The sequence below is a fragment of the Teredinibacter purpureus genome (assembly GCF_014217335.1).
Classification (GTDB): Bacteria; Pseudomonadota; Gammaproteobacteria; order Pseudomonadales; family Cellvibrionaceae; genus Teredinibacter; species Teredinibacter purpureus.
Genome location: NZ_CP060092.1, coordinates 1,375,397 through 1,398,901 on the forward strand (window position 1 = coordinate 1,375,397; position 23,505 = coordinate 1,398,901).

A 23,505-nucleotide genomic window follows, 5' to 3' on the forward strand; every position below is an offset into this window, starting at 1 on the left:
GGGTTGGCCAAGTTATTCGCTGTTAGCTTTCCCGCTATTTAAAATTTAAACGAGACACCGGCCGAATAGAACGCACCGTTAAAGCCAAACGGGGCACTCCGTCGAGAGAACTGGAATACACTGTTACTGGCCATATCTTCGGCGCCTGCGCTCGATTCAAAATTCCCGCCGCGTGACGTTGTGTTTGTTGCTTCATCGGGTGTGACATTAAAAATATTGTTACCCACTATAAAAATATTCACCCCGCTACCTAACTGATAATTTAATCGAATATCCGTGAGCCATTCGGCACCGTAAGTTTGTTCTGTGCTATCGAGAACGGTGTATTCACCATAACGATTAAATGCAAGTTTGGCGGTAAAAGCGTCAAGATGATAATCACCGCTCAGCACAATTCGGTCTTTAGGTTGCCATTGTTCAATAATAGAAATGTCTTGGTCGCTGAATACGCTACTTGGGTCAACCGTGGAGAGGGCTCCGTTATCCGGCACATAAGTACTGGTAACCTTTGTTTCCGTAAAATTTGCAGCGAGCGTTAGGTTGAGCTCTCCTTCGCCAAGCGCAATGCCTGAATAGGTTGAGACAATATCGACACCAGACGTTTCTGTGTCGGCGCCATTCAAGAAAAATTGTGCTGCTGCTGCGCCCACCGCGTCTAGTGCCTCTGTGAGTTCACCGTTTCCAGGATCGTCACTGGCGGTAAGCTGATTACTTAGGGCTATTCGATCGGTAATATCGATCGAATAATAATCGGCGGTTACGTTCCAATTGTGCGAAAGGTTCGCAACAAAACCTACACTAATATTGGTGGACTCTTCCTCTTTCAATTCGGGAACGCCCAGCGCTCTTACTACGGGGCTGTCATTACGAAAAGTGCCCACTGTTACTGCGCCTTCATCGCGAATTTGCGTGGAGATATTATTAAAGTACAGTTGCTGCATGGACGGCGCACGAAAACCGGTGCTAACAGAACCCCGTAATTTTAGCGGCTCGGCCACCTGATAGCTGGAGGCCATTTTATAATTGACGGTGTTACCAAAACCCTCGTATTGATCAAAGCGGGCGGCGCCACTTAGCAGCCACGCGTGTGTTGCTTGATATTCTGCATCGGCATAGGCTGAAGTAACGCTACGCTCTTCATCTACGCTAGACTCGGGGCCAATGCCATTAAAACCTTGAATACTGCCGCCGGCATTCTGGCTGTAGAGGTCGTCGCCCGTGAACGGGTCAGTATCGTAATCGCGATAAGCGTATTCTTCGCCCGCAATAATTTTATAGTGATCGTTACGTAATTCGCCCCCTATGGAATAATTTACGCGGCCGATGTGCTGTGAAAAATTAGCGTTGAATGTTTGTAAACCGAGTTCCAGCCCGTAAGCGTTGGCATCGCGTGGGATTTGTTCGCGAATGTGAGCATCGCTTAAGCCTTCCCCAAATTGTAAGTGATTGGCATAAGAGTAGTTTGCGCTGTTGCGCGTGCTGTAATCGATAGTGTTGGTGCCAGCGGTATATGAAATATCCAGCAGCCCGTTATTATTGAAGTCTTGTTGATAGCCGATATTGTAGGAAAGATCGTCGATTTCGGAATAGATAATAGGCAAGAAACCCTGTGGGTCGGCAGGGTTGAGGCCATCGGTGAGCAATGCGTCGTCGACGCCGTTAGTGCCTGTTGGGTTGCGGTGGAATGCACCCGATTCATTTTCGCGCGTTGAATAGGTGATAAAACTATAAAGTTCACCTCTGCCCACTGTCATTCCTGCATTCAGCACCAGCCCCAATTGCGTTGAATCGGCATCGCCAATGCGAAACCCGTCACGCGCTTTTCCTTCAACTTCGAGCGTGCCGTTGCCGGGGGCTGGTTCTAGAAAACCGTTGCCATCGGTATCGGTGCAGCCGCCATAAAGACAACCGCCCTGCGGCGCTGCGCGATTGGTGTTGCCGCGATCACGATAATTAGCGGTTAGGTTAACGAAACCCGAATCGGCAAAACCGAAACCTTTATTGAGGTCCATATTCAATTGTTGGCCATCACCCTCGGAGAACTGACCGTATGAGGCCGATACATGACCGCCGTCGGCACTATCTTTCAATACTATATTAATAATACCGGCAATCGCGTCTGAGCCATATTGTGCCGCCGCGCCATCACGCAAAATTTCAATGCGTTTAATTGAGGCCGCCGGTATAGCATTCATATCGGTTCCCGCCGTGCCTCGTCCAACAGAGGTATTGATATGAATAAGCGAGGCTTGATGGCGACGTTTACCATTGATTAGCACCAGTGTTTGGTCTGGGCCTAAACCTCTTAGGGTGGCTGGGCGCAAAGCATCTGTGCCGTCACTGATAGAAGAGCTGGAAAAATTAAATGAAGGCGCGGCTTGCTGTAACATACGCCCCACTTCCGTTTGGCCTGTTTTGGAGAGTGTGTCGGCATCCAAAATATCGACCGGTACCGGTAGGTCGTCAGCGGAGCGACCTGGCGTGCGGCTGCCGACAACCATCATTTGTTCTTCTAAGGAGGCTTCTTGATTTTGTGCCATTAATGCGGGTGAAAATGCGAGACCGCTGAGGCCCGCCAACGTTATTATTTTTTTAATCGAGTGGGCTAGCAGCGTATTATTGTCGCCTGAAATCATATTAATATCCCTATTGTGCCATTGGCTGAAAAATACCGTCATTGTGATATGCGCGTTGAATGGTACTTGCGCTATGAACGTTTCAACACTAAATGTCGCGGCGCGAGGGTGTCAAGTAAGTCGTACCATGATTGAGAGGCGGCAACGCAATTAGTGCATGACTTAACGTAAGGGGGATTACAGAGTGGCCTCTACATGAAATCAACGAGACATTACTGCGCTTCAATAAAAGCGAACGTATTTTATTATAGGTACCGAGAAACCCTATAAATTATCGTGCTAATACCTAGCGTGCTGCCTTGGCTATGGCATTAATGGACACACTGTTTCAGTGTTAGGTATTACGAAAATAAAATTAATTTTTTAACCGTTTAAACATTAATGCGCAGTGATTGTCACAGCGCTGATTATTGTAGAGTGTAAATTTGAGGGAATAATGTTGGATATAGAATGGTTGGTTTTATTTCTATTGCTCGGGTGCGTAGTCGGTTTTATGGCTGGCTTATTAGGGATTGGTGGCGGCGGTATTATGGTACCGCTATTAACGACACTATTTTTGGCGCAAGGGGTGCCGGTTGAAAAAGTTGTGCATTTGGCTTTGGGTACGTCAATGGCGTCTATCATATTCACCTCGCTTTCGAGTCTTCGTGCTCATCATGCAAAGCAAGCCGTGCGCTGGTTAATGGTTAAACGGTTAAGTGTAGGTATATTAATTGGCACCTTTGCGGCTACATTTGTTGTGGCAAAAATAGACGCGCTTTATCTCGCGCTTTTCTTTTCGGTCTTTATGGGCTGTGTCTCCATTCAACTTTTTCTTAACAGACACCCTAAGCCTGTTGACCATTCACCAGGCGGTAAAGAGTTTTTATGTGTAGGCGCTGGCATTGGCGCTGTATCGGCGTTGGTGTCTATTGGTGGTGGTTCTCTTACGGTTCCCTACCTTGTATGGCGAAATATCGATATTAAACACGCTATAGGAACATCGGCTGCAATAGGGCTACCTATTTCGTTGGCGGGTACTTTGGGTTATTTAGTGAACGGCTGGTCAACTACAACAGAAGAAGCTTATACCTACGGTTTTATTTATATGCCGGCGGTTGCGTTAATCTCGGTGGCTAGTGTGTTTATGGCGCCAATTGGAGCAACATTAGCGCATCGATTACCGGTGTTATGGCTGAAAAAGATTTTTTCAGGTTTGCTAATTTTACTCAGTATAAAAATGCTGCTGTCAGTCGTGTAGCGAAGTGTTAAACGCCGTCGTCGTAGCCCGCTGTTGCGATGATATCGTGGCATAAAGGTTATAAGACACCGCCTGTTGCAGCCGCGTTGGCGGGCCTCACCCTATAAACCCCTGCTTAACTTCAGTTATGTGGTGGTGGTCACGTTTTTATTTTTTGTTTTACTGTACAGAAAATTTTACACGTCTTTTTCTTGCTCTTCTAAAGTCTTGCAACGTTGTTTTTGTATGCAAATAATACATTAAGATCGTATTTTAGCCATTTTTCAGTCTGGTTAGGCTGTTTAACAGCCTAAAAAGTGGCGTGTAAAAAATTTTGACGAACTATTTTTTTTACACCTGTTAATGTGTCTTTGTACGATTTCTCTTAAATCTTATTAAAAACAATGGCTTACGGTTTTGGCATGGTACGTGCTTTGTCTAGCATAGGACAAACATGGAGAATCCAATGAACAGAATTATTTTTTTACTTGCCGCTTTATTTACCTACTCTGCAAACGCTGCCGTTATCACAGTTGAGGGAACCAACCAGAACGTCGGAAACTGTATTCCGTTTGGGTGTGCGGGCTCTTATGACCCGTTTATGACGAACGTGTACCGTGATCTTGACTCTTTCAGCTTGAATGCTGGCGATACTATTGCCTTCGACCTTTCTGGCGTAAACGATAGAGATATCATTTTTGATATCTATTTAGCGTCAACCGCAACTAACGGTGGAAATACCGCTGATGCGAACGGCTTTACTCAGGTTGTATCGGCTGGAAACGGTGGTCGTGGTACATCGGCACAAGGCGATTACGAATTGGTTTTTGATATCGATTCTTCTTGGGATTTCTTGGGCGGCGGTTTGATGATCGCATTTGCTCCTGCAGGCACAACAGCCTCCGACAATAGTTGGAGCACAGGTTTTTACGGTAACAGTAGCGCTAGTGGTACGCACGTTGGTCAGTTCTACTCCGGTAGTGTTGCTGGCGGCGGAAATTACCGAACGTCTATTATTCCTAACTTCCAAATTACAACCAACGCTGCAGCGGTTCCAGAGCCTGGTAGCCTTGCGTTGTTAGGCTTTGGCCTTGCTGGCCTAGGCTTTATGCGACGTAAAAAAGCAGCGTAGTTATGCGCTCTTTTTAAACTGCTCTTAGCGTTAAAAAAGCCGGCAATGTTGCCGGCTTTTTAGTGTGTAAAATTTGGGGTAAACCCTTTAGCCGTAGTTTGTATGGTTGCGTTATCGGCATTTTATTTATCGTTTAGGGCGAAGGGTATTTACCCTGATTATGGTAATTATAATGTCCACGTTAAATAATGAGTGATCTTGCTGGCGAGAAGGTTTAGATTGTTGTAGCTGGCCAAAACGATTAACGTAATCGTTCTCGTTGGCGGACAGGTTTGTTAGCAACGCTAGCACGACGTGTTCTGTATATGAGGCATTAAGGTCACTCGATTCTTTGCCGTTTGGGTTAGAGGAAAGGCCGAATGTCTACCCAAGTCTATCGAATCTTATTCAAGCTGAGTTGTCATCAGGGGGGCCCGTGGCAATCGTCAACGCTGTACGGGCGGTAGTAGTGAAATGATGAACGATGTGTTGTTGAATTTTAGCGCGGGTGCCATTGAGGTGGTAGTGCCGTTACTTATTTATCGTTTATACGCCAAGCGTAAAGAGACGCGGGTATTTCTGTTATCCGCAATAGGGGCTGTTATGCCGCTATTGTTGGTTCACAGCGCTGTGAGCCTATTGTTTATTGTCGGCCTTCATGCCGATATCATTTTCCCGTTTTATGCGCTTTGGGGTAAAAATATTGCGCTCTATTTGGGCTTGCTGCTGGTGGGTCTAGGTGTGGGTTTTGCCTTCTTTCGGCGAGCCAGTGCTATGCGCGCATTCTGGGTGGGCGCCATTGCCGCATCTTTAATCTGTACGGTGGTGCTGGCAGTGCAGGTGATAGTACGCTCCTAACCTGCACCGGTTTACACTCCTCAAGCCGGTTTCCTTGTGCTCTTGCCCCTTCCGTTTGGCGCTTTTACACTAATGGCGCACGAGTATTTAGTTTCGTTCCGGGTTAGTTTTTCAGCGTTACCTATCAAACGCTGTGCGCCTTTATCCCTCTGTTATACTTTCTCATTTCGATAGGCTTCAATGCCCTAACGCCAGATGAGATACGCCCTTGTTAAGCTATAGACACTCCTTTCACGCCGGTAATTTTGCGGACGTGATTAAGCATATTGTTCAAATTGAAATTCTCGATCATCTCTGTAAAAAAGATACGCCATTTGCCTATATCGATACGCATTCGGGGGCAGGCTTGTATGATTTACGCTCGGAGTCAGCCGCTAAGTTGGGTGAGTATCAAGATGGCGTTGCAAAATTATGGGCGCCGCGCCCCGATATCATATCTCGCTATCTTGATCTTATCGCCTCGTTTAATGCGAGTGATGCTATTCATCGGTACCCGGGTTCGCCACTTATTGCGCAGGCTATTATGCGCTCGCAAGATCGATCTTGGTTGTATGAGCTACATCCTCAAGATTTCAATACGCTCAGTAATAATGTGAAGCGTGACAAGGCCATCCGCGTGCACTGTGAAGATGGCTTGACAGGTGTGCTCGCACACGTGCCTCCGGTTAGCCGAAGAGGGCTGATATTAATCGACCCCTCCTATGAGGTGAAGACCGAGTACGAAAAAGTGTTTTATGCGGTTACCAAAGCTTATAAGAAATTTTCTACTGGAATATTTGCCATATGGTATCCCGTGGTTGAAAGATCTACGATAAGGGAACTCGAAAGACGATTAGCTAATAGCGGAATGAAAAATATTCAGCGCTTCGAACTCGGAGTGTTGCCCGATACCACTGAAAGAGGAATGACGGCAGCGGGTATGTTCGTGGTGAATACGCCGTGGGGCCTTATGGACAAAATGCAGCGTGTATTGCCCTTGTTAAAGAAACGTCTAGCGCTGGACGAAAACGCATTTTATACCTGCGATAGTGTCACGAGTGAATTCGGTAAAAAATTATAGGCTGTAGGTTTTGTGCGTACATGATGTGGTCGAGTCGATGTGGCGCAGGCTGCAGGGCGTGTAGCAAAGGTCGGTTATGCACACCGGTATTGTTTGTTATAGCGCATTCAATTGATTGACTAGAGGCTTAACACAAATGAAAACGGCATTCATGCCACGCAAAAAACAGTTTTGGCTCTACCATGGTTTAGGTGTCTTTACGCTGTCGATAATCGAATTGGTGACGGCGGTCCTTTGGCCGCATGCTGTAGGCTTTAAACTGATCAGTGGTTTTATTCTATGGCCCATTCTATTTACGATAGCAGTGTTGATATTCCGATGGTGGTATAACAACAATGTGGGTGTTAGAGGTTGGACGGGCAAACTAATCTCGGTAGTCGTGGTCTATTCAGCCGTTTCCGCGTTTATTATTGCCTCTATCATTGTTGCGATACTGTTACCCGTTTTTATTGCAGAGTTTGTAACACCTGAGCAGTTGGAGCAAGGCTACGACTATTTTGACCTAATTATTTCTATGGTAGGAAACGCTACACTTTCGGGCAACCTGTTTATTGCCGCATGGGCTTTTATTTATGTGTTTGTAAAGGAAAGTTGGCGCGCTCGAGATTCTGAGGTGGCCAATCTAAAGTTAAAAAATAGCCTGAAAGAAGCCAAACTTAGCCGCTTATCGAACCAGCTAAACCCGCATTTTTTGTTTAATAGCCTCAACAATATACGTTTTATGATTCACGAAAACCCACAATATGCCGACGCTATGATTACCGCACTGTCGGAAATACTGCGTTACTCTTTAGCGTCTAGTGAGAATGAAAAAATTTCACTGCAAGAAGAGATAGCCATTATAAAGCGTTATATAGAGATCATTACCCTTCAGTACGAAGATAAAATTAACTTTTCTTTAGACGTTCAGCAATCCGATTTGCGTTGTTTAATTCCTCCTATGTCGATTCAATTACTGGTCGAAAATGCCGTGAAACACGGCATTGAATATATTCGTGAAGGCGGCGTAGTTCGTGTCACTATAGCGGTCCGTAACCGTCAGTTACAGGTTGAAGTGCGTAACCCCATTCCGATTGACGCAGTGGAGAATACACATCGTAATACCGGTATGGGCTTGGTTAACGTGCGGGAGCGCCTTCAACTGTTATATGGAGAGCAGGCTTCATTGGTAGCCGAGAAAAAAGGGCATTTATTTGTGGCAGAAATGACTTTGCCGGAGGAGATCGCGGCGTGAAGGCAATTGTAGTTGAGGATTCGCGGTTAGCGCGAACGGGCTTGATTCGAATGCTAGAGGAACACCCCACTATTCACGTTGTGGGAGATGCCGAACACCCCAAAGATGCGCGCGCGTTAATCGCCTCCGAGCGGCCAGAATTGCTCTTTCTGGATATTCATATGCCCGGTGAATCGGGTTTTGAACTGTTAGAGTCGTTGGACTACAGCCCAAAAATTATTTTTACCACGGCTTATTCTGAATATGCGATTCAATCCTTTGAGCACAATACCATTGATTATTTATTAAAGCCGATCAGTAAAGAGCGCCTTGCGCAATCTATCGATAAAATCGGTGGCTTAAGCGCACCGTCAAACGAGCAAGTGCCTGAGAAGTCTATTGTGAGCAACACTGCTCCTCTCAATATGAACAGTCGAATATTGGTGAAAGACAGTAATTCCTGCCATTTAGTGCCCTTAGCCGATATTCGCTATTTTGAAAGTTGTAAAAACTACGTTCAAATTATGTTCGGTGAAAAAAAGGCCTTTGTAAAAAAAACCATGGCCCATATTGAGCAGCGCCTACCGTCGAATCATTTTTTTAGAGTAAGCCGGCAGCACATTGTTAACTTGGAATGTATTGACACAATGGTCGAGTCTATAAGTGATGGCTATGATTTAACCATGAACGATGGTAAATCTATTGATATCTCTCGACGTAACGCCAGCAGGCTTAAAGAGCTATTAAGCCTGTAATCGTAATCGCCTTTTCGTGCATCGTGATAACGCCTAATTCTCATCGAAATAATAGACCACCTAACCGCGTATATCGCCGTTCGGCATCTTAATACGCCTACTTTTTAATATTGCGGCATTATGGAATCTTCGATAAAGGAGGAATGCGAATGTTGCGGTTGATCACCCGAATAGTAATGTGCGTAGTGTGTGTGGTTTCGTTTCGCGCGTATGGTGCCAATGACGGGCCGTCTACTTTGCTGGAATTAAAACAGGCCGTAGACGCGATTCGTACTGAAACGGGGGCGCCGGCGTTTGGCATCGCATTGGTAGACCGAAACGGGCCGGTGTGGGTAACAGGCGTTGGCGAGGCAAATAGAGAGAGCAATATACCCGCAACGGCAGATACCATTTTTCGAATTGGCTCGGTCTCTAAAATGTTATCGGGTATTGCTGTAATGCAGTTAGTGGACGCCGGAAAACTTTCCTTGGACGACACTTTGCGCGAAATAGCGCCTAGCATCGTTTTTGAAAATCCGTGGGCAGAGAGTCATCCCGTTCGTATCGCCCATTTACTAGAGCATACAACGGGCTGGGATGTTCACCCTGGCGAGTATTCAGTTCCAGCACCAGATACATTGCGTTTGGAGGAGGGGCTCAACAGCCATCCCGATTCGAGATTGTCGCGTTGGCCTCCAGGTACACGTTATTCCTACAGTAATACCGGGCCGGTGGTAGCAGCCTTTGTTGTTGAAGTGATTACAGGCATGCGATACGAAGACTATATGGCGCAGTTCGTATTTGAACCGCTGGCGATGAGTTCAAGCTCGTTTTTTAAAACGCTGGAGTACGATGCCCGTGGTGCAACGCTTTATTCGCAAAAAGGGCCGCTCGATTACTTTCACATTTATTCGCGCCCGTCTTCTTCGTTGAATACCAGTGCCAACGATATGGCTCAGCTAATGAGCATGATGATTGGGCGCGGAGCGTTTAAGGGGGTTCGTCTATTAAGTGAAGCCGCTATAACCCGAATGGAACAGTCTGAGACCACCTTGGGTGCAGAGGCCGGTATACATTCGGGTTATGGGTTAACGTTGGATGTGACCGGTTTTCAGGGGCGTAATACTGCTTTCTATGGTCATAGCGGTGGGTTACCCGGCGCCATTACTGAGTTCGTCTATCAGCCGAGTGTGGGAAAGGGCTTCGTCTTTATGATAAACGAAGATAACCCACGTGCGTATTCTCAACTTTCTGATGTGTTTCGTACCTATTTACTTAAAGACGAACCTGCGGTGAGCGTGCAGCCCCTTTCATTGCCGGAAAAATATAGGCAGCTATCCGGTTTATATACGCCCATTAACCCGATTTTTGAGTTGGGTAAAATTCAGTTCGATATTACCCACGTGATGCGATTTAGTGCTGATGAAACCTACTTGCACCGTAGCCCATTCTTTGGTGGCTGGCAGAGCAATGATTATGCGATAGACGACGGGCCGTTAATATCGGATTGGTCGGGGTTACCCTCAATCGTGATAGTGAACGACCCTGTTGCCGGCGAAGCCGTTCAGGTTGAAGGTGTGCTCTATCAAAAAACCTCCGTCTTAATCGTTGTGGGGCGTTTAGTTTTTATTGTGATGGCAGCGCTGTTAGTGCTATTGAGTTTTATCTATCCCTTATGGCGATTATTGGTTCGAATAAAGTCGAAAAAGCCAGAGCCTATTGCGCTAAGGTTGCGTTTATTGCCAACGCTATTAAGTAGCCTACTGCTAATATTACCGGTGTTTATACTGTTCAGTGGGCTTGATATTAAACGCCTCATGGAATCGTCGATTATTAGTTGGGCCATTTTTATCGTTAGTGTGTTGTACCCCTTAGCGGCCATTGTTGGGTTTGTATATGTGGCACGTATTAGAAAAATAGCGAGCGAGTGGCAAGAGTATTGGTATGTCGCGGTAATGGCGTGTACCCATGTTTGGATTGCGACCTACTTAGCGTGTTATGGCTTTTTTGCGTATCGGTTATGGGCGTAACGCCGAATAGGCGCAGTGTTAATAGAATGGTTTGCACGGCATAATAACGGGCTACCCTATTGGCCATTCAAAAAGGATTAACACGATGGGCAAGCAATTCGATTCTCTTTCAGAAAAACTTAGTGCTTTTATTGCGGAACAAAAACTTTTTTTCGTGGGTACGGCCACTGACGATAGTCGCGTGAACATTTCGCCTAAAGGCATGGATTCGTTGCGGGTACTGGGGCCTAACCGAGTGGTGTGGCTGAACGTTACGGGGAGTGGTAACGAGACTTCTGCGCATGTGCAAATAAACCCCAGAATGACCATTATGTTTGCAGCCTTCGAAGGAAAACCGCTTATTTTACGTTTATACGGTACGGCAAACGTCATACACCATACAGATGAACAATGGCCCGCACTTTCTGCTTTATTTAACCCCACCGTGGGCGCTCGGCAAATTTTTGATTTTACAGTTGAGATGGTTCAAACATCGTGTGGGATGGCAGTGCCGTACCTTTCCTATGATAGCGATCGAGAGTTGCTGACGAATTGGGCCACTCAGCAGGGCGAAGACGGCATTAACCGCTATTGGGAGAATAAAAATCAGAACACCATCGATGGGATTCCGACACATATTGTAGAGAAAAATTTAGGGAGTTGATGGATTGCGTTTATCTTCTTGTATCGACCACGCCTTATCTTTTTCAGTAACGAGATAAAAGCGGGTATATTCTTGGGTTTTCCAACGAAATAGCATACCGTTTTTTTGTATTTGGACATCTATGTGGGTTTTTGTGGGATGTAGCCCGCGCCGTTTTAAATAGCCGTTAAGTACAACGAAGCCCTTTTGGGTTGTTTCGTCGATAGGCACAAAATCGGGGGTTTTACTGCAGGCCATAAGTAGTAACACACTAATGCCTATGATGCTTAATTTAAGCCGAGTAAATTGCATTTGCGGGCGCCAATATAGTGATGCTGTACAGTTAATTATCGCGTTTTATAAGAGTGACCTATATTGAGTGTAGCTCTGCTATGGCTGGGCGATGAAGTTTTTAACTGCGAAACTCTAGCCGTTGAGTTTTCGCGGTGAGTACAGGCATACCGGCCAGCCCTAGAGTGAGGTCGAGTAGAATGTTCCACACATTACCTGTGCCAACGCCCTTAGTGACCCTATCGGCTAGCGCGGCTTTACGAATTAAATCTTGTAGTTGTCTCGGTTTTATTCGCTTAAGCGCCGCTTTAAACAGCGGTTTACGTTTTTCCCAGACACCATTTTTTCGGGCAGCGGCATCGAAACTTTCGCCGGTATCCATTGCTTCTTTAATATTGTTTAAGCTGCGTATTTCACGTGTTAACGCCCAAAGCAGCGTTAGGGGCTCGGTGCCTTCTGAGCGCAACCCTTGCAAGCTAGTAGCCGCAGAGCGGCTGTCACCATAAATGGCTTTGTCGACTAATCCAAAAATATCGTAGCGGGCCGAATCCATGACAGCGGCGGTCATTAGCTGTGCATCAATAAAATTGTCTTCGGCGGCGAGTTTAAGTTTTTCTATTTCTTGAACGGCGGCGAGTAAGTTTCCTTCTGTCCTTGCACAGAGAATATCAATGGCTTCGCTGTCGGCGTGCAAGCCAGCGGCCTTTAAGCGTTGGTCTACCCAGCGAGGCATTTGCGGTATGCCAATGGGCCAGACTTGTACGGTGGCGCCCACTTTTTCGATGGCCGTAAACCATTTACTTTTTTGACTTCGACTGTCTATTTTGGGGCTGACCAGAAGCAGCAGGGTATCGTCGTTCGGCGACGAGCAATATTCTACAATGGCTTTGCTGCCGGCGTCGGCGGGCTTGCCATTATGGATGCGAATTTCGATTATTTTTTTGTCGGCAAATAGCGAGAGTGCGTTGGCGCTGTTGTAGAGTTCGTCCCAACTAAAGTGGGTATCGGTATGGTGTAGTTCGCGTTCGCTAAACCCTTGTTCGCGCGCGGCTTGGCGAATAGTGTCACAGCACTCTTGTACTATGAGGGGTTCGTCACCGGTTATAAAATACACGGGCGCTAAGTTTTTTTTAACGGCGGCAGCGAGTTGTTCCGCTCTAATTTTCGCCATAAAATGTTAACTCTTTAGTCGTATAACAACGCGGTAAAGCGGGTGAACGGCCGGTGGAATTTAAAAAAAAGAACATTCATTCAACATTGAAAACAATCTATTTTACTCAAGGCGCGCATCTAAAATGCGATAAGCGAGTTCTTCGCGCATTTCAACAAGCAGGGCTTGTTCTTCTTGGTTTTTCGCGACGATAAGAGAAGGGTCGAAATCGTAGCTACGCCAGCTAATAGCTTTCTTGGAGGCCATTCGGATATCGCCACCTTCGCTGCCACTGCTGGTTTGGTAGTGATAGCGCAACGTTAAGGTTAATTGGTATTGCGCGGTTACGCCGGTATCGGTAACGGATAGCGGGCGCTTATCGAGTTGTTCGTCTTCGATCACCAGTGTCATGGGGGCCGTACGAATTTGTTCGACGTTATTGTTGCGCAGTATGCGCGTTAGCACCGGTGCAATTTTACTGTTTCTGGATTGCACCACAACGTTGAGTTGCGGTGGGAGTGGCCCAGAGCGCGCATCGGCAAGCGAAGAGTTCGCACCGCGTAATTGCCAGCCGCAGGAGGCTAGCAATAAAATCAGGCCCATTAGGGCCAGCCGGGTTATAAAATGGCGGTGCATAATTGGCGGTCACTCTCAGTCATTGGACGGCGTTCTAGGGTTTGAGGGTTGAGGTTAGTTAGCCACAATATTGACTAATTTCCCCGGTACCACAATCACTTTACGAACGGTGTTGCCGTCGATAAAGCGAATAACGTTTTCATTGGCGAGTGCTAATTTTTCCAATGTGGCTTTATCGGCGTCGGCGGGTACTTCGAGTTTAGAGCGAACTTTGCCGTTGACTTGCGCCACTATGGTGATAGAACTACGCACAAGCGCGGCTTCATCAACACTGGGCCAAGGGTAGTTGATAATGGCCTCTTCATGCCCGAGTGCTTGCCATAGCGAGTGGCAAATATGAGGCACGATAGGTGCGAGTACCAGTGTAGCGGCTTCTAATGCTTCGCGTTCCACGGCGAGGCCGAGCGGCGTACTGCGATCGGCGTGTCGGCTTAACTCGTTCAACAATTCCATAACGGCCGCAATGGCGGTGTTAAAGGTTTGGCGACGACCAAAGTCGTCGGAAACCTTTTGGATAGTTTCGTGAGTTTTCCGGCGTAAATCTTGTTGCTTATCATCGAGTGCCGAGGCTTCGAGTGTGCCGGGGCTACCGGCTAGCTTATGGGCTGCGACGGCTTTCCATAGTTTTTTCAGAAAGCGAAAGGCACCTTCTACTCCGGTTTCAGTCCATTCCAAGCTTTGTTCGGGTGGGGCCGCAAACATGGAAAACAGGCGAACAGTGTCGGCGCCGTATTGTTGTATCAGCGCTTCGGGGTCGACGGTATTGCCCTTTGATTTGGACATTTTAGTGCCGTCTTTTAAGACCATACCTTGGCAAAGCAAACGTTCAAACGGTTCGTCGCAGCTCACTAAGCCTTCGTCGCGCATCAGTTTGTGATAAAAGCGTGCGTAAAGCAGGTGCAAAATTGCGTGCTCAATGCCGCCTACGTATTGATCGACCGGTAGCCAGTAGGCTGCTTTTTCGGGGTCGAGCATACCGCTTTCACTGGGTGCGGCGTAACGGGCGTAATACCATGAGCTTTCCATGAATGTATCGAAGGTGTCGGTTTCGCGCTCTACCGCTTGGCCGTTAAGCTCGTCTTTTTTCCATTCGAGGTCGGCCTTGATGGGAGATTGTACGCCGTCCATTACCACGTTTTCTGGCAATAACATGGGAAGTCGGTCGGCGGGCACCGGAATCTCGCCACCGTCGGGCAAGTTAAAAATGGGGATAGGTGTACCCCAATAACGCTGACGAGAGACACCCCAGTCGCGCAAACGGTAATTGGTGGTCACGCGGCCTTTGTCGGCGGCGATTAACGTTTGTGAAATCGCTTCGAATGCGGCGTTAAAATCTAAACCGTCGTATTCGCCGGAATTGACTAATATACCCTTTTCAGTGTAAGCCGCAGTGGCCAAATCGACGGCTTCACCGCTGGTGGGCGCGATAACCTGGTTGATGCCAATGTTGTACTTTTGTGCAAATTCCCAATCGCGTTGGTCGTGTGCAGGTACTGCCATTACGGCACCAGAGCCGTAATCCATCAATACATAATTACCCACCCAAACGGACACTTCTTTGCCGGTAATGGGATGAAGGGCTTTAAGGCCGGTATCGATGCCTTTCTTTTCCATGCTAGCCATGTCGGCTTCGGCAACGGATTGAACCTTACAGGCTTGAATAAATTCGGCGAGTGCGGGGTTGTTCTCGGCTTGCGCGAGAGCGATTGGGTGTTCTGCGGCGAGGCTTACATAGGTGACGCCCATGAGTGTATCGGGGCGGGTGGTGTAAACCTCAAACCCCGTGTGCCCTGCGACGGTTTCGGTTAAGTCGAAACGCATGTCTACACCGCGGCTTTTGCCTATCCAGTTGCGCTGCATGGTTTTGACTTGTTCTGGCCAGTTGGGCAGTTTGTCGAGGTCGGCGAGTAGCTCTTCTGCGTAGTCGGTGATGCGAATAAACCACTGGGGTATTTCTTTTCGTTCAACGGGGGTGTCGCAACGCCAGCAGCAACCGTCAACAACCTGTTCATTGGCCAATACCGTTTGGTCGTGTGGGCACCAGTTAACCGCCGAGACTTTTTTATAGGCTAAGCCTTTTTCATACAGGCGGGTAAAGAACCACTGTTCCCAGCGGTAGTAGTCGGGCTTACAGGTGGTTACTTCGCGTGTCCAATCAAAGCCAAACCCCAGCTCGGTGAGTTGCTTACGCATGTAATCCGTATTGCTGTAAGTCCATGCGGCGGGGGCGGTATTGTTTTTAATGGCGGCGTTTTCGGCCGGTAAGCCAAATGCATCCCAGCCCATTGGGTGTAGAACATTCTTCCCTTGCATACGCTGAAAGCGCGCGATCACGTCAGAAATAGTGTAGTTACGTACGTGTCCCATGTGCAGCCTGCCACTGGGGTAGGGGAACATCGCCAAGCAATAGAATTTTTCCTTGCTGGTGTCTTCAGTAACGTTGAAGCTTTTGTTTGTGTCCCAGAATTGCTGGGCGGCTTGTTCTATTTCAGACGGAAGATAAAGGTCTTTCATGGATGGATGTTTTTGGCCTGCGCTGTAGGGAAGGAGGGATTCATAAAAAATGGTTCGGCATTATGACAAAAAAAGGGGGTGAGTTATAGAAGTGCGCGTGCGAAGCCGCGCTTATTCCGTGACAGGTGTAGGGGATTTTGGCTGTTTGTGGCGTGCCTTATCGAGGTGTTCGCACATTTGGGCGCCTCCATCCAGAATTCTCGCGGTATGGCGCTGGATAATATCCGGTGGAATAAAAAATAGGTTTTGCGACTGTACGGCGTTTAGTGACGGCCATTGCTGCCATTCATCTAACCAGTCGGGCCGTTGTTCGCCCATGCCGCTGGCTACAATTACGTCGGGGTTGCGGGCCAAAACCGATTCAATACTGAGCTTTGGTGCCACTACAGGCAGGTCGCCAAATGCGTTGAGGCCGTTACACAGTTGGATGAGATCGCTAATAATATGTTGGTCGTTTAGTGTTTGAAGGGGCGAGTTCCAGACTTGGTACAGCACGCTAACGGTGGGTTTGCCTTGATTGCGGGCGCGAAGCCTATTGAGACGTGTCAGGTATTGCGTGGCCTGTTGCTCGGCGATGCCCGTATTGCCGGTAAGTATGCCAAAGTCACGAATAGATTTTGCAACGTCTTTAAGATTTAGGGGATTGCTGGCATACACCGGAATACCCAAAGTCGCGAGCTTCGGCAAAATAAGCCCGCCGTGGCCCGAATTCCAGCCTATGACTAGATCGGGCTTGAGCGCAAGGATGGCTTCTAAGCTGTGGCTGCTAATGGCACCTACACGAGGAATGTTCACTGCTTCTGGCGGGTAGTCGCAATAGTCGACAGCGCCCACAATGGCATGGCCAGCACCGGCCGAAAAAAGGTTTTCTACAATATGCGGTGCTAGTGCGACGATGCGCTTTGCGGGTTTGTCGAGTGTTATAGTTGTGCCGCTAAAGTCAGTGACAGTCACTGCGTGCTCGGGCAACGCGTATGGCCGGTGGGCCGTGCACAAGAGTAGAAAACCCATAAATAGGTAGGCAAATAATGGTCGCATAGTGTTTTCCGTAAACGGCAAAAAAGTGGCCTTTAAGCTTATGTTGAAGCTGACAGCGCTAGCGTAAAGATTAAAAGAATTAGGGTTTCATTCCACTCGATAAAAGCGCCAACGCAATCGCCTACGTAGCCGCCAATGCGGGCGATCCAAAATTGTCGCCAAACGGCGAGCCAGCACAGGCTTAATACCATTGAGACAACCACCCACCAGAGGGGAACTAAAAAACTGAGCGCAAAGAGCACACCCAAACCTTGCAAAACGGTGCTGTGGCGTGACTGAGATTGAACCTCCATACCCAAGCCCTGGGTACGCACGTAGGGGGTGGTTTGCATATAACCCGATGCGCAGAGCCGGCTGACAACAATTGCGGTGGCCATGGCGGTGAGACCGTAATGTTGTTCGAGCAGTGTGTAAATTAAAACGACTTTTGTTAATAGCGTTAGTACCAGTGCGACAACGGCCATTGCGCCGACAGTGGGGGATTTAAATATGGGCAGTATTTTAGCGGTGGCGCTGTGGCCGGCGGCAGCGGCATCAATGCTGTCGGCGAGACCGTCTAGGTGAAGTGCGCCCGTTATGATTACCCAAGCAATGAGTAATACCATGGCGAGTAAAGGCTGAGGTAAGAAAGGGCTAAGGCAAAGATATAAAACGCACAGTAGACCTGCAATAAGCCCGCCGACGAGTGCGTAATAGTTGACGGATGCTTTGCGTGTGGCCTCGTTATAATCGCTCGTCTTTAACCACCGTGTAACGGGTAGTTGGGTGAGCAAGGCAACGGCCATTAACAGCGGCGGCAGGACCATTAGGTTTTATTGCCAATAAAGTTATGTGCAATTAGTTTTATGAGGCGATTATTGTTTGTGTCGGTGGGGGTCTTTCCTATTTTGTCGAACACGCGAACACGTGAAATCGACGCAAAAGGCACATCAAAGACTTGTGCGTTTTCCAAATTCAACCCGAGTAAGGTGGCCAACATTACGCGAATGGCACCACCATGAGCGATGACCAATACTTTTTGGCCTCGGTGGGTGCTGCTGGCGGCGGCAAAAAAGGCGGAAAGTCGTGTTGCAACATCGGTTAAGGGTTCACCGTTGGGAGGTGTATTGGCGACAGGGTTTCGCAGCCATGCGGCGATATGAGCGTAGTGATGTTTCCACACCTCTGCGCGCAGTTGCCCTTCCCAATCGCCGTAGCGTACTTCGACAAGTCGATTATCAGAGACCAGCGGAATATTGCGCTGCAGGGACAATCGTTGAGCAAATTCATGGCAGCGTTTCATGGTAGATGAATGAATGACATCCCATTGTTCGTCGATTTGATCGCAGCTTGCTTGCATGTTGGCAACCCCTTCGGGCCGCAATACAACATCGGTGGAGCCGCGAAATATCTCGCCTCCTTCGCATTCCCCGTGCCTTAAAAAATCGAATTGGGTTACCGTAAAATCATCTAACGCTTTCATCAATACCTGCGCCCGTAAAGGTGGCCATTTGTGAGTGTAAAGCCAGTGCGTTTTGTAAAAGCGGCACGGCCATCGCGGCGCCACTACCTTCGCCCAAACGCATGTCCAATTGCAAAAGTGGTGTAACGCCGAAATATTCTAGCGCTAAAGTGTGCGCGGGTTCTGCCGAACAGTGCGAAAAGAGGCTCCATCGCAGAATATCGGGGTTAATACTGTGGGCAATTAACAGCGCGGCGGTGGCGATAAATCCGTCGATGACAATGGGTATACCTTGTTGAGCCGCGGTTAGATAAGCACCGGTGAGTGCGGCAATTTCGAAACCGCCGCAGCAGCTTAAAGCGCTAAGCCCTTTATGATCACTCGCTGCAACCGTGGGTTGATGTAATTGAAGTGCTTGCTGAAGAATGAGTTGTTTGTGTTGAAGGCCGGCATTGTCGAGCCCTGTACCTGGGCCTGTGAGTTCTTTGAGTGGGTATTGCAGCAGTAATGCGTAAAGCAGGGATGCGGACGATGTATTGCCAATACCCATTTCACCACCAATAAACAGTTGAGGTTGTTGCTGTTTTTGAGCCTCCACAATAACGGATCGACCGGCGTTTAATGCGGCATAAAGCTGTGTTTTACTCATAGCTTCTGTCGTGGCGGAATCAAGCGTGCCAGGGCCAATCGATAAGTCGAATGCGGGGTTTAAATGTGTGGGTGAATAGGCCGTGCCCATATTGCGAATGCCAAAATCGGCGTTTATTTGCTGACTAAGAATATTGATAGCGGCCCCACCAGTAACGAAATTGTCTATCATTTGGGCTGTGACACTTTGGGGAAACGCTGAAATATTGTGCGCGCAAATACCATGATCACCTGCGAATACTCTTACACATATACGTGATAGCGTGGGTAAAACGTTGCCTTGCCAGCCAGCAAATTGCAGCGCGATGGTTTCGAGTTTACCCAGTGAACCGGGTGGTTTTGTGAGCGTTAATTGATGTTGCTTTGCCGCGGCTATAATGGCTTGATCAATGGTGGCTAAAGGGTGTGATAGCCACTGTAAAGCGCTTGCCGTATTCATGGTGCGTCCTTTAGTGAATGCGTGTTAATGGCTTTTAACGGAAGGGGTAGGCCTGCGACAACAAGAGTGACGTTATCGCAATGAGCGGCGAGCGATTGATGAAGCCAGCCGCTGTTATCAACAAATTCGCGGCTGAGTTGGCCGAGAGGCACTACACCGCTGCCCACCTCATTGCTGACAAAAATAATGTCGGCTTGCAGTGTGGGCAGAACGTTAAGTAAGGCATTTTTTTCCTGATCAAAACATTTATTGGCTAAACAATTGGACAGCCACAAGGTTAAACAGTCGACCAGAATCGTCGTGTTTGCGTGGTTGTGGTGTGTGAGTATGTCGGCGATACCGAGTGGTTCTTCAATTGTTTGCCAATGTGCAGGGCGTGAGGCTTTATGGTTCTCAATGCGCTCGGTCATTTCGTTGTCGCCAGCCCAGCCCGTCGCCACATAGATAACGGTATTGTCGTTGCGCAGGGCTAGTGTTTCGGCGTAGGTACTTTTGCCGCTACGAGCGCCACCGAGTATTAATGATTTCATAGTAATCCGGGTAATACGATGGGCTTGTGATCGTTTGGGTGCGTGAGTACTTTAACGCGGTTACCAAAGAGTTGGTCGATAAGAGGCTGGGTGATGATATTTTCGGGGCGGCCGCTGGCGATAATGTTTCCGCTATGCATTGCAATTAAACGGTCTGCATATTGAATGGCCAAATTAATATCGTGCAGCACCAGCAGAATGGCAACATTTTGTTGCGCGAAGGTTTTTATTTCGCTCATGAGTTGTTGCTGGTGACCAATATCAATATGTGCGGTGGGTTCATCTAATAGCAGTAAGCGCCTTTCGGAGGTGTCGGTTTGCCACAGTTGCGCGAGTACACGAGCAAGTTGAACGCGTTGCTTTTCGCCTCCCGATAATTGCGGGTATAAACGTTCTCTTAAGTGGGTGATATCCAACGCTTTCATGGCGTCACGCACAATGGCAGTATCGCTGTTTAGCCCTGTAGCATGAGGAATACGCCCAAGGGCCACCACCTCGGTTACTGAAAAGGGAAAATTGAGTTCACTGTGTTGAGGGAGTACGGCAATTTTTTTGGCGCGTTCATTCGGTGGCAGTGCGCGTAACGGGGCGCCGTGAAATAAAATATCGCCCTGATGAGTGTGTAAATCACCGCTAATAGTTTTGAGCAGTGTCGATTTCCCTGCACCGTTTGGGCCAACGATAGCGACCACTTCGTTGTGTTCGAGTTGTAAGCAGGCCTCGCGTAACAAAGAGAAAGTGCCAATTTGAACCGACACATTATGTAATTCTAAAACCTTCATCTATCGCCACCCGCGCTGTTTGCGTTGTATTAACATCGCAATAAAAACGGGTGCACCAATAAACGCGGTTACTAGCCCTACGGGTAGTTCTGCTGGCGCAATAGCCGTACGCGCAATGACATCGGCGATTAACAATGTTAGGGCGCCGATACAAGCGGTCATGGGGATCATAGTGGTATGGTTGGGCCCAAGGCTCATGCGCACAATATGGGGCACCACCAATCCCACAAACGCAATAGTTCCGGCAATGGCAACAGAGATACCAACGCCCGCCGCCACACACAGAATAATAATTTTTTTCACACGATTCACAGAAATACCCAAATGTCGCGCTTCGGATTCGCCCAGTAAAAGTGCGTTAAGTGCTGTTGCTTGTCGGTTAAGCACAATAAAAATAACGATGCCCACACTTCCCACTAACGCTACTTTTTGGCCGTCGGCCATTTCTAAACCGCCCATCCGCCATAAAGTAATTTGACGTAGCATTTCATTGTCGGCGAAATATTCCAGCAGGCTGGTAAGGCTGCCGGCGAGAAAGGTAAACGCAATGCCCGCGAGTAACATTGTTGATACGCTTGTGCCTAAGGCGTCGGTTGAAATTCTGTACACTAAACTGACTACAATAATACTGCCCGCAAAAGCGCCCAGCGATACCAGTGATAAACCGCTAAGATTCCATTGGTTTTGATTCAGCAGCACAATCACAATGCTGGCGCCGGCAGCGGCGCCTGCACTCACGCCGATAAGGGATGGATCTGCAAGGGGATTGCGAAATAAACCTTGGGTGACGGTGCCACTAACAGCCAAAATTGCACCAATACTGCCGGCAAGGAGTGCGCGCGGTAGGCGTAACTTTTCGATAATAGTCGTGGTGTAGATATCGCCGTTACCGTGTAGCCACTGCCATAATTGTTCACTGGAGAGTGAGACGGCACCAAACAAACAGCTTACCGCAGTACCGAGCAGTACGAGCACCACGCTTGTTCCAATAATTGTTGGCCAGAGGCGCCTAAGTTGGTCGGGTTTTAGGAGCATGGGTGTGCGGTTTCGTCTGGGTGACTGATGTTTGTCTCAAGTTCCGGAAATATCGCCTGTAGATCTAAATGTTTTTCGAGTACGTCGGCTAATCGATTTAATTGTTGATCTAATAATTGCTCGGTGTCTATTGCGCCACGGTTATTGTTTGGGGTTAATCCCGCCCAGTGTAAAAGGTTGTCGCATGTGGCGGGAGTGCCAAACAACCCATGGATATAGCAGCCAAATACTTGGTTGTCGTCACTAATGCAGCCATCGTATCGATTATCAAAAAGGGTAACAGGGGGTGTACCGAGTGGGGTTAACCGTGTTGTTTCCCCTTGATGAATTTCATACCCGTTGAAGGCCGTTGTGCGGTTATCGAGTTGCAATGTGCCGTGTGTATTGTGTAATTGTTTTTGATTTTTTAGCGTTGTTTTTAACGGTAAAAGGCAAAACCCTTTCGTTTCGCCCGGTGCGCCTTCTTGCCCATCTGGGTCGTTTACTGTTTCACCGAGCATTTGGTACCCGCCGCAAATTCCCATGAGTTTTCCGCCGTAGCGTAAGTGTTTTTGTAGCGTTTCGGCCCAGCCGTTTTTTTGTAACGCAGCTAAATCATCGCGTACGTTTTTACTGCCAGGCAATATAATTAAATCGGCAGGGGGAGGCGGTTGACGAATATCGCAAAACTTTAAGTTGACGTTGGGGTGATGGCGAAGTGCGTCGAAATCAGTATGGTTGCTGATGCGCGGCAGCACAGGCACTACTATATTAAATGCGCCTTCCTGTGGGGGGCTTTGCTCGGTATTAATGCCATCTTCCGCTTCAATGTGGAAATCGTGTAAATAGGGCAGAACACCGAATACCGGTTTTCCTGTTTTTTCTTCTAGCCAATCGAGACCGGATTGCAATAATGCTATATCGCCGCGAAAACGATTAATGACAAAACCTTTAATACGGTCGCGCTCGCTGCCGGAGAGTAACTCAAGTGTGCCAATAATATGGGCAAAAACACCACCGGGATTAATGTCGGCAATAAGAATAACAGGGCAATCAGCCGCTTCGGCGAAGCCCATGTTAGCAATATCACCTTTGCGAAGATTAATTTCGGCAGGGCTGCCGGCGCCTTCGACTACAACGGTGTCGTAACGGGTGTGCAAACGCTGAAACGATTCCAATACATAGCGTAAGGCTTCGGGTTTATAGCGGTGAAAGTTTTGCGCGGTCATGTTGGTATTCACATGGCCTTGAATAATAATTTGGGCGCCCGTATCACTGCTGGGTTTTATGAGTACGGGGTTCATATCGGTATGAGGCGGTAATTGGCAGGCCACGGCTTGAACGGCTTGGGCCCGCCCAATTTCGCCACCGTCGACGGTGACAGCGCTATTTAACGCCATGTTTTGAGGCTTGAACGGTGCGACACGAACACCCTTGCGAACCAGTACGCGGCATAAACCCGCGACCAATGTGCTCTTGCCGGCATCGGACGTAGTGCCTTGTACCATCAAACATTTTGTCATTGTAGTAATGCGACTG

At 48.1% G+C, this 23,505-nt stretch carries 21 protein-coding genes; 8 read left to right on the forward strand and 13 right to left on the reverse strand.

What is annotated here, in order from left to right; translation table 11 throughout:
* Positions 1 to 38 precede the first annotated feature (38 nt).
* Positions 39 to 2,678 (reverse strand): TonB-dependent receptor plug domain-containing protein, encoded by a 2,640-nt coding sequence (locus tag H5647_RS06090; RefSeq protein WP_236074796.1) that lies wholly within the window; start codon positions 2,676 to 2,678, stop codon positions 39 to 41.
* 394 nt (positions 2,679 to 3,072) lie between these two features.
* On the opposite strand from H5647_RS06090, the gene H5647_RS06095 reads away from it, so the two are divergent.
* The 8 genes from H5647_RS06095 to H5647_RS06130 all read left to right on the forward strand — a co-directional run bounded on the left by H5647_RS06095 (position 3,073) and on the right by H5647_RS06130 (position 11,504).
* Entirely contained in the window at positions 3,073 to 3,876 is an 804-nt protein-coding gene (locus H5647_RS06095; protein ID WP_045857128.1) for a sulfite exporter TauE/SafE family protein, read from the forward strand.
* 445 nt (positions 3,877 to 4,321) lie between these two features.
* Complete coding sequence (locus tag H5647_RS22075; protein WP_045857129.1) at positions 4,322 to 4,987, forward strand: PEP-CTERM sorting domain-containing protein; 666 nt, start codon at positions 4,322 to 4,324, stop codon at positions 4,985 to 4,987.
* A gap of 453 nt (positions 4,988 to 5,440) precedes the next feature.
* A complete protein-coding gene (locus tag H5647_RS06105) occupies positions 5,441 to 5,824 on the forward strand; it encodes a hypothetical protein (protein WP_045857131.1) in 384 nt (127 codons plus the stop codon).
* Between the two features lie 208 nt (positions 5,825 to 6,032).
* A complete protein-coding gene (locus H5647_RS06110) occupies positions 6,033 to 6,884 on the forward strand; it encodes a 23S rRNA (adenine(2030)-N(6))-methyltransferase RlmJ (RefSeq protein ID WP_045857133.1) in 852 nt (283 codons plus the stop codon).
* A 136-nt stretch (positions 6,885 to 7,020) separates the two neighbouring features.
* Positions 7,021 to 8,118, forward strand: a complete 1,098-nt coding sequence (locus H5647_RS06115) for a sensor histidine kinase (RefSeq protein WP_052691894.1) — start codon at positions 7,021 to 7,023, stop codon at positions 8,116 to 8,118.
* Positions 8,115 to 8,852, forward strand: coding sequence for a LytR/AlgR family response regulator transcription factor (locus H5647_RS06120; protein ID WP_045857134.1), 738 nt, complete (start codon positions 8,115 to 8,117; stop codon positions 8,850 to 8,852). The genes H5647_RS06115 and H5647_RS06120 overlap by 4 nt, the downstream gene beginning before the upstream one ends.
* Positions 8,853 to 9,001: 149 nt before the next feature.
* The gene (locus H5647_RS06125; RefSeq protein WP_162926299.1) at positions 9,002 to 10,861 is read left to right on the forward strand and encodes a serine hydrolase domain-containing protein; all 1,860 of its coding nucleotides are present in this window, start codon (positions 9,002 to 9,004) and stop codon (positions 10,859 to 10,861) included.
* An 85-nt stretch (positions 10,862 to 10,946) separates the two neighbouring features.
* Complete coding sequence (locus H5647_RS06130; RefSeq protein ID WP_045857138.1) at positions 10,947 to 11,504, forward strand: pyridoxamine 5'-phosphate oxidase family protein; 558 nt, start codon at positions 10,947 to 10,949, stop codon at positions 11,502 to 11,504.
* On the opposite strand, the gene H5647_RS06135 is transcribed toward H5647_RS06130, so the two are convergent.
* From H5647_RS06135 to H5647_RS06190, 12 genes are all read right to left on the reverse strand, one after another.
* On the reverse strand, positions 11,493 to 11,795 hold the full coding sequence (locus tag H5647_RS06135) for a hypothetical protein (protein WP_045857154.1): 303 nt from the start codon (positions 11,793 to 11,795) through the stop codon (positions 11,493 to 11,495). The two genes, H5647_RS06130 and H5647_RS06135, sit on opposite strands and share 12 nt — an antisense overlap.
* Before the next feature lie 100 nt (positions 11,796 to 11,895).
* Positions 11,896 to 12,945 carry a DNA polymerase III subunit delta gene (gene holA, locus H5647_RS06140; RefSeq protein WP_045857156.1) on the reverse strand — a complete coding sequence of 350 codons (1,050 nt, stop codon included), beginning with the start codon at positions 12,943 to 12,945 and terminating at the stop codon, positions 11,896 to 11,898.
* A 102-nt stretch (positions 12,946 to 13,047) separates the two neighbouring features.
* Positions 13,048 to 13,527 (reverse strand): LPS-assembly lipoprotein LptE, encoded by a 480-nt coding sequence (locus tag H5647_RS06145; RefSeq protein ID WP_236074798.1) that lies wholly within the window; start codon positions 13,525 to 13,527, stop codon positions 13,048 to 13,050.
* Positions 13,528 to 13,614: 87 nt separating this feature from the next.
* Positions 13,615 to 16,074, reverse strand: coding sequence for a leucine--tRNA ligase (leuS, locus tag H5647_RS06150; protein WP_045857160.1), 2,460 nt, complete (start codon positions 16,072 to 16,074; stop codon positions 13,615 to 13,617).
* 111 nt (positions 16,075 to 16,185) lie between these two features.
* Positions 16,186 to 17,112 (reverse strand): cobalamin-binding protein, encoded by a 927-nt coding sequence (locus tag H5647_RS06155; RefSeq protein ID WP_052691895.1) that lies wholly within the window; start codon positions 17,110 to 17,112, stop codon positions 16,186 to 16,188.
* Positions 17,113 to 17,150: 38 nt separating this feature from the next.
* On the reverse strand, positions 17,151 to 17,918 hold the full coding sequence (locus H5647_RS06160) for an adenosylcobinamide-GDP ribazoletransferase (RefSeq protein WP_045857162.1): 768 nt from the start codon (positions 17,916 to 17,918) through the stop codon (positions 17,151 to 17,153).
* Positions 17,918 to 18,574 (reverse strand): histidine phosphatase family protein, encoded by a 657-nt coding sequence (locus H5647_RS06165; protein ID WP_045857163.1) that lies wholly within the window; start codon positions 18,572 to 18,574, stop codon positions 17,918 to 17,920. Before H5647_RS06165 ends, H5647_RS06160 begins: the two co-directional genes overlap by 1 nt.
* Positions 18,558 to 19,640 (reverse strand): nicotinate-nucleotide--dimethylbenzimidazole phosphoribosyltransferase, encoded by a 1,083-nt coding sequence (cobT, locus tag H5647_RS06170; RefSeq protein WP_045857165.1) that lies wholly within the window; start codon positions 19,638 to 19,640, stop codon positions 18,558 to 18,560. The genes H5647_RS06165 and cobT overlap by 17 nt, the downstream gene beginning before the upstream one ends.
* The gene (gene cobU, locus H5647_RS06175) at positions 19,637 to 20,170 is read right to left on the reverse strand and encodes a bifunctional adenosylcobinamide kinase/adenosylcobinamide-phosphate guanylyltransferase (RefSeq protein ID WP_045857167.1); all 534 of its coding nucleotides are present in this window, start codon (positions 20,168 to 20,170) and stop codon (positions 19,637 to 19,639) included. The genes cobT and cobU overlap by 4 nt, the downstream gene beginning before the upstream one ends.
* Positions 20,167 to 20,952: a heme ABC transporter ATP-binding protein gene (locus H5647_RS06180; protein ID WP_045857169.1), complete on the reverse strand. Its 786-nt coding sequence runs from the start codon at positions 20,950 to 20,952 to the stop codon at positions 20,167 to 20,169. Before H5647_RS06180 ends, cobU begins: the two co-directional genes overlap by 4 nt.
* A complete protein-coding gene (locus H5647_RS06185) occupies positions 20,953 to 21,987 on the reverse strand; it encodes a FecCD family ABC transporter permease (RefSeq protein ID WP_045857171.1) in 1,035 nt (344 codons plus the stop codon).
* A complete protein-coding gene (locus H5647_RS06190) occupies positions 21,978 to 23,489 on the reverse strand; it encodes a cobyric acid synthase (RefSeq protein WP_045857173.1) in 1,512 nt (503 codons plus the stop codon). The genes H5647_RS06185 and H5647_RS06190 overlap by 10 nt, the downstream gene beginning before the upstream one ends.
* Between the last annotated feature and the right edge of the window lie 16 nt (positions 23,490 to 23,505).

Bases quoted from the DNA above. Each gene is read 5' to 3' on its own strand.
- H5647_RS06190 (WP_045857173.1), bottom strand. From the start codon at position 23,489: ATGACAAAATGTTTGATGGTACAAGGCACTACGTCCGATGCCGGCAAG.
- leuS (WP_045857160.1), bottom strand. From the start codon at position 16,074: ATGAAAGACCTTTATCTTCCGTCTGAAATAGAACAAGCCGCCCAGCAA.
- H5647_RS22075 (WP_045857129.1), top strand. From the start codon at position 4,322: ATGAACAGAATTATTTTTTTACTTGCCGCTTTATTTACCTACTCTGCA.
- cobT (WP_045857165.1), bottom strand. From the start codon at position 19,640: ATGAATACGGCAAGCGCTTTACAGTGGCTATCACACCCTTTAGCCACC.
- H5647_RS06180 (WP_045857169.1), bottom strand. From the start codon at position 20,952: ATGAAGGTTTTAGAATTACATAATGTGTCGGTTCAAATTGGCACTTTC.
- H5647_RS06095 (WP_045857128.1), top strand. From the start codon at position 3,073: ATGTTGGATATAGAATGGTTGGTTTTATTTCTATTGCTCGGGTGCGTA.
- cobU (WP_045857167.1), bottom strand. From the start codon at position 20,170: ATGAAATCATTAATACTCGGTGGCGCTCGTAGCGGCAAAAGTACCTAC.
- H5647_RS06185 (WP_045857171.1), bottom strand. From the start codon at position 21,987: ATGCTCCTAAAACCCGACCAACTTAGGCGCCTCTGGCCAACAATTATT.
- H5647_RS06145 (WP_236074798.1), bottom strand. From the start codon at position 13,527: ATGGGCCTGATTTTATTGCTAGCCTCCTGCGGCTGGCAATTACGCGGT.
- H5647_RS06165 (WP_045857163.1), bottom strand. From the start codon at position 18,574: ATGAAAGCGTTAGATGATTTTACGGTAACCCAATTCGATTTTTTAAGG.
- H5647_RS06105 (WP_045857131.1), top strand. From the start codon at position 5,441: ATGATGAACGATGTGTTGTTGAATTTTAGCGCGGGTGCCATTGAGGTG.
- H5647_RS06160 (WP_045857162.1), bottom strand. From the start codon at position 17,918: ATGGTCCTGCCGCCGCTGTTAATGGCCGTTGCCTTGCTCACCCAACTA.
- H5647_RS06115 (WP_052691894.1), top strand. From the start codon at position 7,021: ATGAAAACGGCATTCATGCCACGCAAAAAACAGTTTTGGCTCTACCAT.
- holA (WP_045857156.1), bottom strand. From the start codon at position 12,945: ATGGCGAAAATTAGAGCGGAACAACTCGCTGCCGCCGTTAAAAAAAAC.
- H5647_RS06090 (WP_236074796.1), bottom strand. From the start codon at position 2,678: ATGACGGTATTTTTCAGCCAATGGCACAATAGGGATATTAATATGATT.
- H5647_RS06155 (WP_052691895.1), bottom strand. From the start codon at position 17,112: ATGCGACCATTATTTGCCTACCTATTTATGGGTTTTCTACTCTTGTGC.
- H5647_RS06130 (WP_045857138.1), top strand. From the start codon at position 10,947: ATGGGCAAGCAATTCGATTCTCTTTCAGAAAAACTTAGTGCTTTTATT.
- H5647_RS06135 (WP_045857154.1), bottom strand. From the start codon at position 11,795: ATGCAATTTACTCGGCTTAAATTAAGCATCATAGGCATTAGTGTGTTA.
- H5647_RS06125 (WP_162926299.1), top strand. From the start codon at position 9,002: ATGTTGCGGTTGATCACCCGAATAGTAATGTGCGTAGTGTGTGTGGTT.